This is a genomic window from Caulobacter sp. UNC358MFTsu5.1 (genome assembly GCF_000712075.1).
In the GTDB taxonomy this organism is placed as follows: Bacteria; Pseudomonadota; Alphaproteobacteria; order Caulobacterales; family Caulobacteraceae; genus Caulobacter.
On sequence record NZ_JONW01000006.1, the window covers coordinates 560,067 to 573,711 of the forward strand.

Below are 13,645 nucleotides of genomic sequence, written 5' to 3' on the forward strand. Positions count from 1 at the left end.
AAGGCTATGGAGGATCATGGACCGACTGATCCTCATGCGCCACGGCAAGGCCGAACCGCACGCCGCCTCGGGCGGTGACTTCGAACGCGCCCTGGCGCCGCGCGGCCAGAACGACTCGGCCCTGATGGGCAAGGTCCTGGCCAAGGCCGGCCTGTCGCCGGACCTGGCCCTTGTCTCCTCGGCCCGCCGCACGCGCGAGACCTGGGAGGCGGCCGCCCCGGCCTTCCCCGACGCCCGATCCGAGCTGCGCCGCGACCTCTACCACGCCGAGGCCCAGGACGTGCTGGCGGCGATTCGCGAGGAGGCGCCCGACGGCGGGACGGTGATGGTGGTCGGCCACAATCCCGGCCTGCACGAGCTGGCCCTGCGCCTGGCCATGGGCGGCCCGGCCGACCCCGCCAAGCTGGCCCAGCTGCGCGGCAAGTTCCCGACCGCCACCGTCGCGGTCTTTTCGATCGCCCCCGATGGAGCCCCGACCTTGAGCCACCTGTTCTATGCTTCGGAAAACGGCGGACACGGCGGCGAATGAGCAAGATCTACAAGATCCTCCCGAAGGCCGAATGGGACGCGGCCCGCGCCTCGGGGACCTTCGGCGGCTCGGCGGTCGACCTGGCCGACGGTTTCATCCACTTCTCCGGCCACGACACCGCCCAGAAGACGGCCGAGCTCTATTTCAAGGGCCAGGACGGCCTGATGCTGCTGACCGTCGAGGCCGACGACCTGGGCGAGGCCCTGAAGTGGGAGGCCTCGCGCGGCGGGGCCCTGTTCCCGCACCTGTTCCGCGACCTGAAGGCGGACGAGGTGATCGCGGAGCGGGCCTTGGCGCTGGACGCCGACGGCGTGCCGATCCTGGGCGAGCTGCCCGCATGAGCCTTCACGACATCGCCGCCCGCGCCCTGCACGCGCTGGACCCCGAGGACGCTCACGGCTGGGCGATCAAGGGGCTGAAGATGGGCCTGGGCCCGCGCCAGCACGACGTCGACGACCCGATCCTGGCCTGCACGATCGCGCACCTGCCGCTGTCCAACTGCGTGGGCCTGGCCGCCGGCTTCGACAAGAACGCCGAGGTCCCCGCCGCCATGTCCCGGGCCGGCTTCGGCTTCGTGGAGTGCGGCACGGTCACGCCCCTGGCCCAGGAGGGCAATCCGCGCCCGCGCCTGTTCCGCCTGACGCGGGACCAGGCGGTGATCAACCGCATGGGCTTCAACAACGAGGGACTGGAGCCGTTCGCCGAGCGGCTGTCGGCCCTCAAGGCCCGCGGCGCCGCCGGAGGCCGCCCGCCCGTCGTCGGCGCCAATATCGGGGCCAACAAGGACGCGACCGACCGCATCGCCGACTATGTGACCGGCCTGACGCGGCTGTGGGGCCTGTCGGACTATTTCACCGTCAACATCTCCTCGCCCAACACGCCCGGCCTGCGCGCGCTGCAGACCAAGGCGGCGCTGGAGGAGCTTCTGGGCCGCATCGCCGAGGCGCGGGGCCTGCTGAAGGCGGCCGGCACGGTCGACTATCCGATCTTCCTGAAGGTCGCGCCCGACCTGGCCGACGACGAGGTCGAGGCCATCGTCGAGACCGCCACGGCGAACGGCCTGAACGGGATCATCGTCAGCAACACCACCATCGCCCGGCCCGACCATCTGGCCTCGCCCGAGAAAGGCGAGAGCGGCGGCCTGTCCGGCAAGCCGCTGCTGACCGCCTCGACCGCCGTGCTGTCCTGCTTCCACGCGGTCAACACCGGCCATCTGGCGCTGATCGGCGCGGGCGGGATCGCCAGCGGCGCCGACGCCCTGGCCAAGATCAAGGCGGGCGCCTGCGCCGTGCAGCTCTATTCGGCCCTGGTCTACGGCGGTCCGGGCCTGGTGCAGCGGATCAAGGCCGACCTGGCCGCCCGCCTGCGCGCCGAGGGCTTCGCCTCGGTGACCGACGCGGTCGGCGCCGGATGACGCCCGACGCCACCCTGGCCTGGCTGCGCCGGTTCGGGCCCCTGGGCGCCCTTCTGATCCTGCTGGTCGTCGCCCTGGCCAGCGGCCTGGCGGGCAAGCTGGACCTGGCCACCCTGCAGGCCCACGGCCAGGCCCTGCAGACCTACGCCGCGGCCAACCCGCTCAAGGCGGCGGCGATCTATGTCGTGATCTATGTGGCCACGGTCTCCGTTTCGCTGCCGGGCGCCCTGATCCTGTCGCTGACCGGCGGCTTCCTGTTCGGCCCGATCGGCGGCGGCTTCGCGGCGGTGACCGGCGCGACCGGCGGCTCGACCGTGGTCTATCTGGTCTGCCGCACGGCCTTCGGCGACTTCCTGCGCCGCAAGCCCGGCGCCCTGCTTGTCCGGATCGAAGAGGGCTTCAAGGCCGACGCCTTCTCGTACCTGCTGACCCTGCGCCTGATCCCGGCCTTCCCGCTGCTGCTGGTCAATGTCGCCTCGGGCCTGATGAACATCCCGGTGCGGACCTATCTGCTGGCCTCGTTCCTGGGGATGGTGCCCAGCTCGTTCGTCTATGCCGGCATCGGCGCGGGCCTGGGCCACATCTTCGCCAGCGGCGAGCCGGTGACGATGCACACCCTGTTCTCGCCGCGCATCTATCTGCCGATCATGGCGATGGGCGCCCTGGCCCTCCTGCCGCCGCTATGGCGCTATTGGCGACGCCGACGCGTTGCCGAAGCCCCAGACCTGAAGTAACCCAGACAGATGACCGAGCCGGTCACGCCGTCCGTTCCGGAAAAAGCCAAGCCAGGGCGTCGCTTCCCGTGGCCCGGCGGCCTGTCGGCGCGCCTGCTGCTGCTGACCGCCCTGTTCGTGGCGATCGCCGGCGCGGTCATCCTGCCCCCGGCCATGGCCTATCTGGAAGAGCAGTGGCTGCTGGACCGCGTGCGGGCCGCCGAACTGGCCTCGACCATCGCCGACGCCGACCCCGAGCGGCGGGTGACCGACCGGGTGTCGCAGCAACTGCTCGACCAGGCCGGTGTGGTGATCGTGGCGCTCGAGGTCGACGGCGCCCGGCGCCTGGTCCTGCCCACCGAACCGCGCGGCCTGAAGATCACCACGCCCTATCTGGTCGACCTGCGCCGCCAGAACCCGGGCTCGTGGCTGGCCGCGCCGTTCTTCACCCTGAAGAGCAAGCCCGGCAGCATGGTGCGGGTCATGGCCGAGCCCCGCTTCCGCCAGGAGGCCGAGTTCGTCGAGATCGTCCTGCCCGACGCCCAGCTGAAGGCCGAGCTGATCGCCAATCTGGGCCGGCTGGCCGGGGTGACGGTCTTCGTCGCCGCCCTGGCCGGCGGGCTGATCTACCTGTCGCTGAACTTCCTGCTGGTGCGGCCCATGCAGCGCATCACCCAGGCCATGGAGCGGTTCCGCGCCGACCCCGAGGATCCCGCCGCCCGGGTGGTGGTCTCTCGCCGCCGCGACGAGATCGGCCGCGCCGAGCGCGAGCTGGACATGATGCAGACCGACCTCCTGACCGCCCTGCAGGCCAAGGCCCGCCTGGCGGCCCTGGGCGAGGCGGTGGCCAAGATCAACCACGACCTGCGCAACATGCTGACCAGCGCCCAGATGGCCTCGGACCGCCTGGCCGCCCTGGGCGATCCCAAGGTGGCCCAGGCCCTGCCGCGTCTGGAGCGGGCCCTGGACCGCGCCATCACCCTGGCCAGCGACGTCATGGCCTACGGCAAGTCCAAGGAGCCGGCCCCGGCCCTGCGCACCACGCCCCTGCGCGCCGCCCTCGACATGGCCGCCGAGGATTCCGGCCTGCAGCCCTCGGGCGTGGCCCTGGAGACGGTGATCGACAGCCGCGAGCAGGTGATCGCCGACCCCGACCAGCTGCACCGCATCCTCACCAACCTGCTGCGCAACGCCCGCGAGGCCATCGAGGGCGCGCCGGATCGCGGCGGCAAGGGCCGGGTGTTCGTCGAGCTGCGCCGGGCCGAGGGCATGAGCGTCCTGCGGCTGTCCGACGACGGTCCGGGCGTGCCGGAGAAGGCGCGCAACAACCTCTTCCAGCCGTTCGTGGGCTCGGTGCGCCGCGGCGGCACGGGCCTGGGCCTGGCCATCGCCCGCGAGCTGGCCCAGGGCCACGGCGGCGACCTGGCCCTGGTCGAGACCGGCCCGGGCGGCTCGGTGTTCGACCTGACCCTGGCGGGCACGCCCGACCCCCTGCCGGAAGCGCCGGCGGAAGAGGCCAAGCCGAAAGCGAAGTCGAAGCCTTGAAACCCTCTCCCAAAGGGAGAGGGAGGGACCCATGCGCAGCATGGGAGGGTGAGGGGTTAAGCGTCAGACGGCGTGCCGGCAGGACGTTCGCGAGAAGACGGCGAGGGTGTAACCCCTCACCCTCCCACCGCTGCGCGGCGGGCCCCGCCCTCTCCCTCCGGGAGAGGGTTTCTTACAGCCCCTTCGCCACCCCTTCGCGGCGGGGATCGGCGCCGCCTTCCAGCACGCCGCCCGGCCGCACGATCACGCCGTGCAGGCCCGAGCCCTCGACCTGGCCCGTGCGGATCGCCACGCCGCGCGCCTGCAGAGCCGAGGTCATCTGCGGGCCGAACCGCTCGACGTCGGCCGAGAACATGTCCCCGCGCGCCACCAGGTTGGGCAGGTTGATGGCCTGCTGCATGGTCAGGCCCCAGTCGAACACCCCGACCATCGCCTTGAGGTTATAGGACAGGATCGCCGAGCCGCCCGGCGAGCCGACGGCGGCCAGGAACTTGCCGTCCTTGTCCAGCACCACGATGGGGACCATCGACGAGCGCGGGCGCTTGCCGCCGGCCACCGCGTTGGCCCCGGGGGCGCCGTCGCCGTCATGCGGGTCGAAGTTGAAGTCGGTCAGCTGGTTGTTGAGGAAGAAGCCGCCGACCATCCGGCCCGAGCCGAACACGCTCTCGACCGTGGTGGTCATCGACACCACGTTCCCCTGCGGATCGACGATGACCATGTGGGTGGTGCCGGCCGGCTCACGGGTGCTGTCGGGCCCGACGACGGGCGCGCCCTTGGGCAGGCCGAAGCTGGGCGCGGGGCCGGCGGTGTCGGTGATCAGCTTGGCGCGCTGCGCCACATAGGCCGGGTCCAGCAGGCCGTCGATCGGCACCTTCACGAACGAGGGGTCGCCGACGTAGCGGTCGCGGTCGGCGTACATCACCCGCTCGGCCTGGGCCAGCAGGGTCCAGGCCACGGGATCGGTCGGGCCGCGCTGGGCGATGTCTGTGTGGTCCAGCATCATCAGGGCCTGGATCACCGACACGCCGCTGGACGACGGGTTGGGCACGCAGACGGTGTAGACCTTCCACGGCCGGCACAGGGCGTCGGCCGAGCGCGGCTTGTAGGCCTTCAGGTCCGCCAGGGTCATGCTGGAGGCCAGGTCGCCCTGGCGCAGCCGGTCGACGATTTTCTGGGCCAGCGGGCCCTCGTAGAGGGCGCTGGGGCCCTTGGCGGCCAGGTCGCGCAGGGTGGCGGCGTAGGCCGGGTTCTTCAGGGTGTCGCCGGCCTGGTAGAGCTGGCCGTTCGGCTTGGTGAAATAGGCGATCACGTCCGGCGCGGTGTTCTGCGGCACGCGCTTGCTGTTGATCATGCCGGCCAGGCGCGGGCTGACGGTGAAGCCGCCGTCGGCCAGGCGTTCGGCGTCCTTGAACAGGCTGTTCCAGGCGGCCTTGCCGTGCTCCTTCTGGGCCTGGGCCAGCATGCCCACCGCGCCGGGCACGCCGGTCGAGCGGCCCGACAGCACCGCGGTCACGAAGTCCAGCGGCTTGCCGTCCGGGCCCATGAACAGCTGCGGCGTCGCCCCCTGGGGCGCCTTCTCGCGACCGTCATAGGCGGTCACCTTGCCGGTCTTGGCGTCGTAGAAGACCATGAACGAGCCGCCGCCCAGGCCCGAGCTCTGCGGTTCTACCAGGCCCAGCACGGCCTGCACCGCCACGGCCGCGTCCACCGCCGTGCCGCCGTCGCGCAGCACCCGCAGGCCCGCCTCCACCGCCAGGGGATTGGCCGCCGCCACCATGCCGCTGGGCTTGTAGGCCGGGGCTTTCCCCGTTTCCGGGGCGGCGACCGCGCCTTCCGCGGGCGGCCGGGCCTCCGCCGAGAGGGGCGCGCAGCCGGCGATCAGGGCGAGGAGCAGCGGGGCGATCAGGCGCATGGCGAACTTTCGTCGAAGGACTCGGGGCACATGGCCCTGGTCATGGAACGGGGAGGGCGTGATCGCGATCCCCGCACGGCCAAGGTCGTTCCTCTCAAGAAGGGAGCGGAGCCTTGCGGGTCAAGGCCTGGAAGCCCTTCTCCACAAACTTCGCGCATTCTGCATCAAAAGGCGCTTGCGTCCCCGGATCGTCCGGGCTATCTCCCCCGCCTCGCCGAAAGGCAGTGCGCGCCCGTAGCTCAGCTGGATAGAGCATCAGACTACGAATCTGAGGGTCGGACGTTCGAATCGTTCCGGGCGCGCCATTTTCTCCAAGAAAATCAAACATTTAGCCTGATCGGCCCGGTCGCACCTGACTAGAGGTGCGCCTTAGTCAGGGTTCTAGTAAGGGGCCATGGAATAACGGCCGCTCAAGTTCGCCATAGCCCCCACTCTTTCGCCATGGCTCCATTCACGCGTCAGGCCGTCGCGGCGCGATCCTGGAGGCGATCCAAGCTGATTCGCGTTGGTGGGCGTGCCCGCGCCGAGTCCATCGCCGAGGCGAGCCGACGCCCGCGCGCGGTGCGATTTCGCCGATCGCACCTGACCCTCGGCTAGCGCCACCGCCCACGCTTTGCGAGGCGGGCCTGTTCTTCCTCCCCCGCGTAGAGGCCCTTGCTGTATCGGCGATACTCCGTGGCGAAGCCTGAACGGATCAAGGCCGCGTTGAGGTCGGGGCTTTCGCTGGACCAGCACTTGGCGACAATTCGGCCGTACCGATCCCGATCGACGGGACGGCAAGCCACTCGGCCCCGCGTCAGGCGGATGAGCTCGTCGCGGGCTTCGTAGGCGAAGGGCTCGGCCGGGGTTTGCCCCCGACGCACCTCGGGCGCATCGACGCCGAAAAGACGAATACGGTCAGGACCGCAGCGCAAGGTGTCGCCGTCATGAACGGTCGGGGCGGTGCAGGCGATGATCGCGGCGGCGACGAGCGAAGTGGGCATGGGGCTCCATAGGTTGGTTCGCGTCGGGGCCTAGGGCCGCGCGACGGTACGGAACGTCACTGAATAGCGCAGGGCTTCGACCGGCGGGATGCTGTGCTGCCAGGCGCTGCGCGAGGGGCCGCTCATCAGATAGGCCGATCGCGGCTCGGCCGTGATCGAGGCGCGCTCCCAGGCTTCCCCGGACTTGCGCCTGAGGCGGAACGTGCAGGGCGAAAGCAGCGAAACGCCTGCGATGGCCACGGCGGGCGGTCGATCGCGGTGCCAGCCGATGCCGGCGCCGGCGGCGTATTCGGTGACTAGGGCGTGGCGAAAGCTCTCGATCGCCAGGCCGGTGAAGGCGGCGACCTTGGCGAGCAGGGGTTGCAGGAAGTCGGGCACGCCCTCGCCGGTCTCGACCATCGTCCCATCCTCGCCGCGTCGCCAGCCGAAGGCCGCCACCCGACGATTGCCCAGGTAGCCCAGGTGTTCGTAGGGTGCGAACGCCAGCGTCTCCAGGCGCGCGACCAGGTCACGCTCCTCCTGCGGCGTAACCAGCCCGGCTTGATAGCGGAAGCCTTCTGGCAGCGGATTTCGCGGCGCGATCGGCAGGTCGAACAGGCTCGGCTGCAGAGTCATGGCTTTCCAGTCGCCGCGGACGGTCGCCAGCCGTAGCCGTAGTCGCTCGGGTTCAGGCCGGCGTCGAGCAGGGAGGTGATCAAGGCCCAGCGCAGCTGCTCGGCTCTCGCGCCCGGTTCCTGGATCCCCGAAATCCAGATGATCGGCACGCGACCTGGGCAGCGCGGGCACGCCGCCTTGCGCTGTATGCCGGCGAAGGTCTCGCCCAGCAGGCCGCGGGCCCGGCCCAGCATGACGTCGCGCCGCCAGGTCTTGGTCGTGCCGCAGTACTGGCACCGAAAGTGGACTTCCCAGCCGCGCTCCAGAGCGTCGACCAGGCGCGACGACGCCAGCCACGCTTCCATCTGGGCGGCCTTGCGCCGATCGCTGTCGCTGGGCTCAGGCATCGGCCGGTGGTTCCACTTGCCGGACCGCGCGCCACCAGGGCCAGCGATGGTCTCCGCCGCGCTCGATCTTCTCCACCTCGAACCAGGCCACGTCGCCCTCGAACTCGGGGACGTTCTTTGGGTCGACATAGTCGGCGGGGCTGTTGAGGCCGCGATGGGTGTGGAGCAGGAAGTGCAGCGTCCGCCGGGTCCGGTCCGCTCCATAGCCCTCGTCGACCGCCATCCGGGTGAGCCGGGCGATGGTCCGCTGATAGACCCGAGGCGTCCTCGGGGCGCGATTGGTCGCGCGCTGACCAGCACGTGGGGTAGGCATCGGCGGCTCCATATTGTTCTTGAAATGTTCTCATTCCGATGGCGGCGAGAGTCAACGGGCCAACAGACGCAGGGCGGCTCGCGCCGTCCGCTTTCGCGTTCGGCTTCCGCCGGGTTTCGAGAGCGGCCGGCGGTCACGCTCGGTCCCGCGGCTTTCGCCGCTCCCTCGGGCGCGACGCCTGGTGGGCGCCTTTGGGGCGCCGCCGCCCGCTCGGCGCCGCTTCCCGCCACGCGCATGCGCGGGCTCCTTGCAGTCTTCATTTTACGAAGAGGCGGCCGCTGCGCGACCGCGTGGCTTGGGGGCGCTGCCCCCCGGCGCACTTCGCATCGGTTCCGCCCACCTTCGGGCGTGCACGAAGAGCAGCGACCCGCGCGCAGGGCTCGACGCCCTGCAGGCGGTTCCCCGCGAACCGACGCTCCGTTTGCACCCCCCGGTCTCGCCGACGGGCAGGGGTCAGGCGCGCCTTGCGCCTGACCCCAACCCTCAACGGGAGACCCGTCATGACCCAGTCCAGTCAAGCCGCCGTGGAAAAGGGCTTCGTCCTTACCGAGACCGGCGCGATCCGCGCCGGTGAGGAGCGCGCCTATCCCCTCAACAAGCTCAAGCGCTCGCCGGAAAACGTCCGCAAGGGCGGCCACAGCGAGGCGGTGATCGAGCAGCGCGCCGCCTCGATCCTGGCCAAGGGCTTGATCCACCTGCCGGTGGTCAAGCCCGAGCGCCGACCCGACGGCAGCGAGACCGGCTACGCCCTGGTCACGGCCGGGGAGGGACGACGCCTGGCCCTTCGCCTGCTGGCCAAGCGCAAGTTGATTCCGAAGACGGCCCTTATCCGCTGCCTGGTGGACGAGGCCAACGACGCGGTGGAGGTCAGCCTCGATGAGAACATTTCCCGCAACCCGCTTCATCCGGCCGACGAGTTCGAAGCCTTCTTCGACCTCTCCGAACGCCAGGGCCGAGGCGCCGAGGAGATCGCCGCGCGCTTCGGCGTCACCGCCGCCGTGGTGCGCCAGCGGCTTCGCCTCGCCGCCGCCGCCCCCGACCTGATCACCCGCTACCGCGAAGAGGCGCTGACCCTCGATCAGCTGATGGCCTTCACCGTCTGCGAGGATCATGACCGCCAGCGGCAGGTGTTCGAGGCCTATCCGCACGCCCACCCCTCCGCCATTCGTCGCGCCATGACCGAGAAGACCGTGCAGGCCGACGACCGTCGCGTGCGCTTCGTCGGCGTGGAGGCCTATGTCGCGGCGGGCGGGGTGCTCATCCGCGATCTCTTCACCGAGGATCGCGGCGGCTACCTCTCCAACGTCGCCCTGCTCGACCAGCTCGTCGGCGCCAAGCTCGCCGACATGGCGGCGGGCCTGAAGGCCGACGAGGGTTGGAAATGGGTCGAGACCCATCTGGACTACCCGCACGGCCATGGCTTGGCGCGGGTCTGGCCCAAGCCCGTCGAGCCCTCGCCGGAGCGTCTGGCCCGGTGCGCGGAGCATCAAGCCCTGAATGAGGCATGGGGCGAGGTCGAAGACCTGCCGCCCGAGGTCGCCGCGCGCCTGACCACCCTAGACGCCGAACTCGCCGACGACGTGACCGAGGCCTACGACCCGGCCGACCTCGCCCGCGCCGGGGTTTGGGTCGTCCTGGGCTACGACGGTCAGCCGCGCATCGAACGCGGCCTCGTGCGGCCCGAGGACGAGGTGGTCGAGCCCGAGCCGGAAGGCGACGGCGAGGCTGATGAGGGCGAGGCCGACATGGGCGCCGAGCAAGTCCCGGCGCCCTCCGACGCGGAGGAGGCGGACGGCGATCCCCGCGCGCCGCTGTCGGCCAAGCTCGTCGCCGAGCTGACCGCCCACCGCACGGCGGGCCTGCGGTTGGCCCTGTCCAACGATCCGGACCTGGCCCTGGTCGCCCTCACCCACGTCCTGGTGCTGGGCACGTTCCACGGCGTCGGCCGGGCCTCGTGCCTCGACATCCAGGTCGACTCGACCTTCCTGCCCGAGCACGGCGAGGGGGTGAAGACCAGTCCCGCCCATGAGGCGATGCAGACGCGCCATGGCCAGTGGGCCAAGCAAATTCCCGAAGACCCGGAGGCGGTCTGGGATTTCGTCGTCGGCCTGGACCATGACAGCCGCGCCAGCCTCCTGGCCTTCTGTGTCGCGAACAGCCTGGACGCCGTGCGCGCCTTCGGCGGTCGTGGCCAGGCCCTGGCGCACGCCGACGTCCTGGCCACCGTGACCGGGCTCGACATGACGGCCTTCTGGTCGGCCACCGAGGATCGCTATCTCGCCCGCGTCACCAAGGCTCACGTGCTGGCGGCGGTGGACGAGGCCGTCTCCCCCGACACGGCCCAGCGCCTCTCGGGCCTGAAGAAGGCCGAGCTGATCGCGGCGGCCCAGCCCGATCTCGTCAAGGCCCGGTGGTTGCCCTGGTTGCTGCGGACCCGCCCGGCGGTGACGGCGTCGGCGGACGAGGAGGGCGGGCCGAGCGACGACCCGTCCGTCGAGGCCGAGGTCGAGGGCGACGCCCAAGACGGGGCCGTCACGATGTTGGTGGCGGCCGAATAGAAGGCGGGCCGGGTCGCCCCTCCGGGCGGCCCGGCCTGGGCGCGGCAGGACGGTCCCCGTGGGCGTCGGGGAAGGGGCTTCCCGCAGGGCGGCGGCGGGCGCGGTCGGACCGGGTCTCGGCTCCCGGTTCGAACCGGCCTTCGGCTTCGGCCGGGACGTCGGCCTCCGCAACGCTGGCGGGTCCCGATGGCCCAGACGAGGTCGCAGCCGTCCTCGGCGGCGTAGAGCCGGGCGTTGACCGGGGCGAGGAAGCCGGGGCGTCCAGATCGACCGAAGGCTTTCGACGGGCCTTCGGGAGGTGGCCCCGGCCGCCGATTTAAGCGCCCCCGGCGAAGGTGGAGCGCCAGGTGCGCTTTGGCCGGATCGCCTTGATGGCGCTGGCGTCCCCCTTTTCCCGCAAAGCCTCCCGCGCGGGGTCGAGAGGATGAAGCCGCCGGGCGGCCTCGGTCGGCCGAAGGCGGCATGGAGCAGGGCCGTTCGCTCTGAACCGGGCCGACGTCCGTCGCGACCTCTCCTGGCTTGAACCGGACCGAGGCGGCGTCGGCCGGCAACCTTGGGGGCGGGTTTCTTCCCCGGCGCAGGCGCCTTCCTCGCGAGGCAACAAACCCGCGCCCGGCGGTCCTCCGCTTCGCTGCGGGGCCGCTGGCAGCGTCCTGCTGTCCTCCGTCCGACCCCGGTCTTCGGCGCGCCATCGAGGCCGCGATGGGCGCGGCCCGAAGGAAAGCGAAAGGACTACCCCATGGCTCGCATCGGCACGTTCAAGGCCACGCCCGACGGCTTCACCGGCTCGATCCACACGCTGCGGCTCCACGTGCGCAAGGTGGACTTCAAGTCCATCGAGGGCGACCCGGCCAAGTCGCAGCCCGTCTACCGGGTCTTCGCCGAGGGCGCCGAAATCGGCGCGGCCTGGAAGCACACCTCCAAGAAGGGCGTCGACTTCCTGTCGGTCAATCTGGACGACCCCAGCTTCCTCGCCCCGGTCAACGCTCGGCTCTACGCCGCCGAGGAAGGCTTCGACCTCGTCTGGACCCGCCCGGCCCGCAAGCGCGACGCCGAGGCCGACGTTCCGGCCGAAGCCGAAGGCCAGCCCGAACCGGAGGCCTGAAGGCCCGGCCGACCGCTCCCCGCCGCCGCCCGGCGGGGAGCCCTTTCCCCCAACGCCATCAGGAGGCCGCCATGTCGCGCGCCCAAGAGACCTCGCGCCCGGACGGCGCGACCCGCCAAGACCTCTATTCGACCATCACCAACCACATCCTCGCCGACCTCGCCCAGGGCGTGACCCCCTGGACCAAGCCCTGGACCGCCGGGCACGGCGCCGGCCCTGTTTCCCGGCCGCTACGCCACACCCTGGAGCCCTATTCCGGCATCAACACCCTGGTCCTCTGGGGCACGGCGGTCGAGCGGGGCTACGCCGCCCCGATCTGGATGACCTTCCAGCAGGCCCTCTCGCTCGGCGGCGCCGTGCGCAAGGGCGAGAAGGGAACGACCGTCGTCTACGCCAACCGCGTCACGCGGCAGGAGACCAACGACAAGGGCGAGGACGTCGAACGCTCGATCCCCTTCCTGAAGGCCTACACCGTCTTCAACGTCGAGCAAGTGGCCGGCCTGCCGGAGCGGTTCACGGCCGTCCCGGCGATCCTGCCCGAAAGCGAGCGCATCGCCCGCGCCGAGGCGTTCCTGGACGCGGTCGGGGCGCAGGTGGTCCACGGCGGCGACATGGCCTGCTACGAGCCGGCGGCCGATCGCATCCGCCTGCCGGCCTTCGGGGCGTTCGCCAGCGCCCACGACTACTACGCCACGCGCGGCCACGAGACGGTGCATTGGACCCGCCATCCCACGCGCTTGGACCGCGACTTCGGGCGCGTGCGCTTCGGCGACGCGGGCTATGCCCGCGAGGAACTGGTGGCCGAGCTGGGCGCGGCCTTCCTGTGCGCCGAACTGGGCGTGGATCTTCGGCCGCGCGCCGACCACGCCGCCTATATCGGCTCCTGGCTGGAGGTCCTGTCGGGCGACAAGCGGGCGATCTTCAGCGCCGCCGCCCACGCCCAGAAGGCGGTGGACTTCCTCAAGGAGCTGGCGGGCGAGACGCCCTTGGCCACGGCGGGCTGAGGCCCCGGCCGGCGGCATCGCGCCGCCGGCCGACCGTCAGGCGATTTCGCTGCGAGGGTCGTCCTGGGCGAAGGCCCGGATCAGGGCCAGGACCTGGGCGCGCTGGCGAGATGGAAGCCTCGCCAGCTTGACGGCCAGTTCCGCGCCCTCGCGCGTCGCCATCAGGTCATGGACGGCCGCCTGGCGCGCGGCGGTTTGAGGATCGGGAGCCTGCGGAGCCTGGCCGGGCAGCCCCTCGAAGAACCAGCTGATCGCCACCTTCATCTGCGCCGCCAGCTCGTGCAGCTTCGATGCGGAAATACGGTTCGTCCCTTTCTCGTATTTCTGGATTTGCTGAAACGTGACTCCGACCGCCGCGCCGACGGCCTGCTGGCCAAGGTTCCTGAGCGTGCGGGCCACGCGAAGGCGGTTTCCGACATGGACGTCGACGGGGTGGGGCGAGGGGGTACGGGGCAAGGACCAGGTCTCCGACACGCGCCGGGCAGGGGGCGCTGGTCAAGGACGCGCCAGACGGGCGTCTTCCCTGGAGCTCCGACCGGACCGCACCGCCGTTTTCACGCCAGCGCCT

At 71.1% G+C, this 13,645-nt stretch carries 14 protein-coding genes and 1 tRNA gene; 9 read left to right on the forward strand and 6 right to left on the reverse strand.

Annotated elements, in window-relative coordinates:
- Nucleotides 1–16 precede the first annotated feature (16 nt).
- From BR39_RS0111365 to BR39_RS0111385, 5 genes are read left to right on the forward strand one after another with little or no spacing between them, the layout of a single operon-like run.
- Nucleotides 17–529, forward strand: a complete 513-nt coding sequence (locus BR39_RS0111365) for a histidine phosphatase family protein (protein WP_029911486.1) — start codon at nt 17–19, stop codon at nt 527–529.
- On the forward strand, nt 526–870 hold the full coding sequence (locus tag BR39_RS0111370) for a DUF952 domain-containing protein (protein ID WP_029911489.1): 345 nt from the start codon (nt 526–528) through the stop codon (nt 868–870). The genes BR39_RS0111365 and BR39_RS0111370 overlap by 4 nt, the downstream gene beginning before the upstream one ends.
- Nucleotides 867–1,943: a quinone-dependent dihydroorotate dehydrogenase gene (locus BR39_RS0111375; RefSeq protein ID WP_029911492.1), complete on the forward strand. Its 1,077-nt coding sequence runs from the start codon at nt 867–869 to the stop codon at nt 1,941–1,943. The genes BR39_RS0111370 and BR39_RS0111375 overlap by 4 nt, the downstream gene beginning before the upstream one ends.
- A complete protein-coding gene (locus BR39_RS0111380) occupies nt 1,940–2,677 on the forward strand; it encodes a TVP38/TMEM64 family protein (RefSeq protein ID WP_029911495.1) in 738 nt (245 codons plus the stop codon). Before BR39_RS0111375 ends, BR39_RS0111380 begins: the two co-directional genes overlap by 4 nt.
- Nucleotides 2,678–2,686: 9 nt before the next feature.
- Entirely contained in the window at nt 2,687–4,201 is a 1,515-nt protein-coding gene (locus BR39_RS0111385) for a HAMP domain-containing sensor histidine kinase (RefSeq protein ID WP_029911498.1), read from the forward strand.
- A 172-nt stretch (nt 4,202–4,373) separates the two neighbouring features.
- On the opposite strand, the gene ggt is transcribed toward BR39_RS0111385, so the two are convergent.
- Nucleotides 4,374–6,113, reverse strand: a complete 1,740-nt coding sequence (gene ggt / locus BR39_RS0111390; protein ID WP_029911501.1) for a gamma-glutamyltransferase — start codon at nt 6,111–6,113, stop codon at nt 4,374–4,376.
- A 228-nt stretch (nt 6,114–6,341) separates the two neighbouring features.
- Here ggt and BR39_RS0111395 point away from each other — a divergent pair.
- Nucleotides 6,342–6,418, forward strand: a tRNA-Arg gene (locus tag BR39_RS0111395).
- Between the two features lie 288 nt (nt 6,419–6,706).
- Here BR39_RS0111395 and BR39_RS0111400 read toward each other — a convergent pair.
- From BR39_RS0111400 to BR39_RS0111415, 4 genes are read right to left on the reverse strand one after another with little or no spacing between them, the layout of a single operon-like run.
- Nucleotides 6,707–7,096, reverse strand: a complete 390-nt coding sequence (locus tag BR39_RS0111400; RefSeq protein ID WP_029911503.1) for a thermonuclease family protein — start codon at nt 7,094–7,096, stop codon at nt 6,707–6,709.
- 30 nt (nt 7,097–7,126) lie between these two features.
- The gene (locus tag BR39_RS0111405) at nt 7,127–7,711 is read right to left on the reverse strand and encodes an alpha-ketoglutarate-dependent dioxygenase AlkB (RefSeq protein ID WP_029911506.1); all 585 of its coding nucleotides are present in this window, start codon (nt 7,709–7,711) and stop codon (nt 7,127–7,129) included.
- Complete coding sequence (locus tag BR39_RS0111410; RefSeq protein ID WP_029911509.1) at nt 7,708–8,097, reverse strand: hypothetical protein; 390 nt, start codon at nt 8,095–8,097, stop codon at nt 7,708–7,710. The genes BR39_RS0111405 and BR39_RS0111410 overlap by 4 nt, the downstream gene beginning before the upstream one ends.
- Nucleotides 8,090–8,410, reverse strand: a complete 321-nt coding sequence (locus BR39_RS0111415; protein WP_029911512.1) for a hypothetical protein — start codon at nt 8,408–8,410, stop codon at nt 8,090–8,092. The genes BR39_RS0111410 and BR39_RS0111415 overlap by 8 nt, the downstream gene beginning before the upstream one ends.
- Nucleotides 8,411–8,910: 500 nt before the next feature.
- On the opposite strand from BR39_RS0111415, the gene BR39_RS0111420 reads away from it, so the two are divergent.
- The 3 genes from BR39_RS0111420 to BR39_RS0111430 all read left to right on the forward strand — a co-directional run bounded on the left by BR39_RS0111420 (nt 8,911) and on the right by BR39_RS0111430 (nt 13,077).
- Nucleotides 8,911–10,968: a ParB/RepB/Spo0J family partition protein gene (locus tag BR39_RS0111420; protein WP_156035704.1), complete on the forward strand. Its 2,058-nt coding sequence runs from the start codon at nt 8,911–8,913 to the stop codon at nt 10,966–10,968.
- A 739-nt stretch (nt 10,969–11,707) separates the two neighbouring features.
- Entirely contained in the window at nt 11,708–12,073 is a 366-nt protein-coding gene (locus BR39_RS0111425) for a DUF736 domain-containing protein (RefSeq protein WP_051695444.1), read from the forward strand.
- Nucleotides 12,074–12,144: 71 nt separating this feature from the next.
- Complete coding sequence (locus BR39_RS0111430) at nt 12,145–13,077, forward strand: ArdC family protein (protein ID WP_029911521.1); 933 nt, start codon at nt 12,145–12,147, stop codon at nt 13,075–13,077.
- Between the two features lie 36 nt (nt 13,078–13,113).
- On the opposite strand, the gene BR39_RS0111435 is transcribed toward BR39_RS0111430, so the two are convergent.
- Entirely contained in the window at nt 13,114–13,476 is a 363-nt protein-coding gene (locus BR39_RS0111435; RefSeq protein ID WP_231499438.1) for a helix-turn-helix transcriptional regulator, read from the reverse strand.
- Between the last annotated feature and the right edge of the window lie 169 nt (nt 13,477–13,645).

Coding starts and splice junctions, on each gene's coding strand:
- BR39_RS0111365 (WP_029911486.1), top strand. CDS start 17: ATGGACCGACTGATCCTCATGCGCCACGGCAAGGCCGAACCGCACGCC.
- BR39_RS0111370 (WP_029911489.1), top strand. CDS start 526: ATGAGCAAGATCTACAAGATCCTCCCGAAGGCCGAATGGGACGCGGCC.
- BR39_RS0111375 (WP_029911492.1), top strand. CDS start 867: ATGAGCCTTCACGACATCGCCGCCCGCGCCCTGCACGCGCTGGACCCC.
- BR39_RS0111380 (WP_029911495.1), top strand. CDS start 1,940: ATGACGCCCGACGCCACCCTGGCCTGGCTGCGCCGGTTCGGGCCCCTG.
- BR39_RS0111385 (WP_029911498.1), top strand. CDS start 2,687: ATGACCGAGCCGGTCACGCCGTCCGTTCCGGAAAAAGCCAAGCCAGGG.
- ggt (WP_029911501.1), bottom strand. CDS start 6,113: ATGCGCCTGATCGCCCCGCTGCTCCTCGCCCTGATCGCCGGCTGCGCG.
- BR39_RS0111400 (WP_029911503.1), bottom strand. CDS start 7,096: ATGCCCACTTCGCTCGTCGCCGCCGCGATCATCGCCTGCACCGCCCCG.
- BR39_RS0111405 (WP_029911506.1), bottom strand. CDS start 7,711: ATGACTCTGCAGCCGAGCCTGTTCGACCTGCCGATCGCGCCGCGAAAT.
- BR39_RS0111410 (WP_029911509.1), bottom strand. CDS start 8,097: ATGCCTGAGCCCAGCGACAGCGATCGGCGCAAGGCCGCCCAGATGGAA.
- BR39_RS0111415 (WP_029911512.1), bottom strand. CDS start 8,410: ATGCCTACCCCACGTGCTGGTCAGCGCGCGACCAATCGCGCCCCGAGG.
- BR39_RS0111420 (WP_156035704.1), top strand. CDS start 8,911: ATGACCCAGTCCAGTCAAGCCGCCGTGGAAAAGGGCTTCGTCCTTACC.
- BR39_RS0111425 (WP_051695444.1), top strand. CDS start 11,708: ATGGCTCGCATCGGCACGTTCAAGGCCACGCCCGACGGCTTCACCGGC.
- BR39_RS0111430 (WP_029911521.1), top strand. CDS start 12,145: ATGTCGCGCGCCCAAGAGACCTCGCGCCCGGACGGCGCGACCCGCCAA.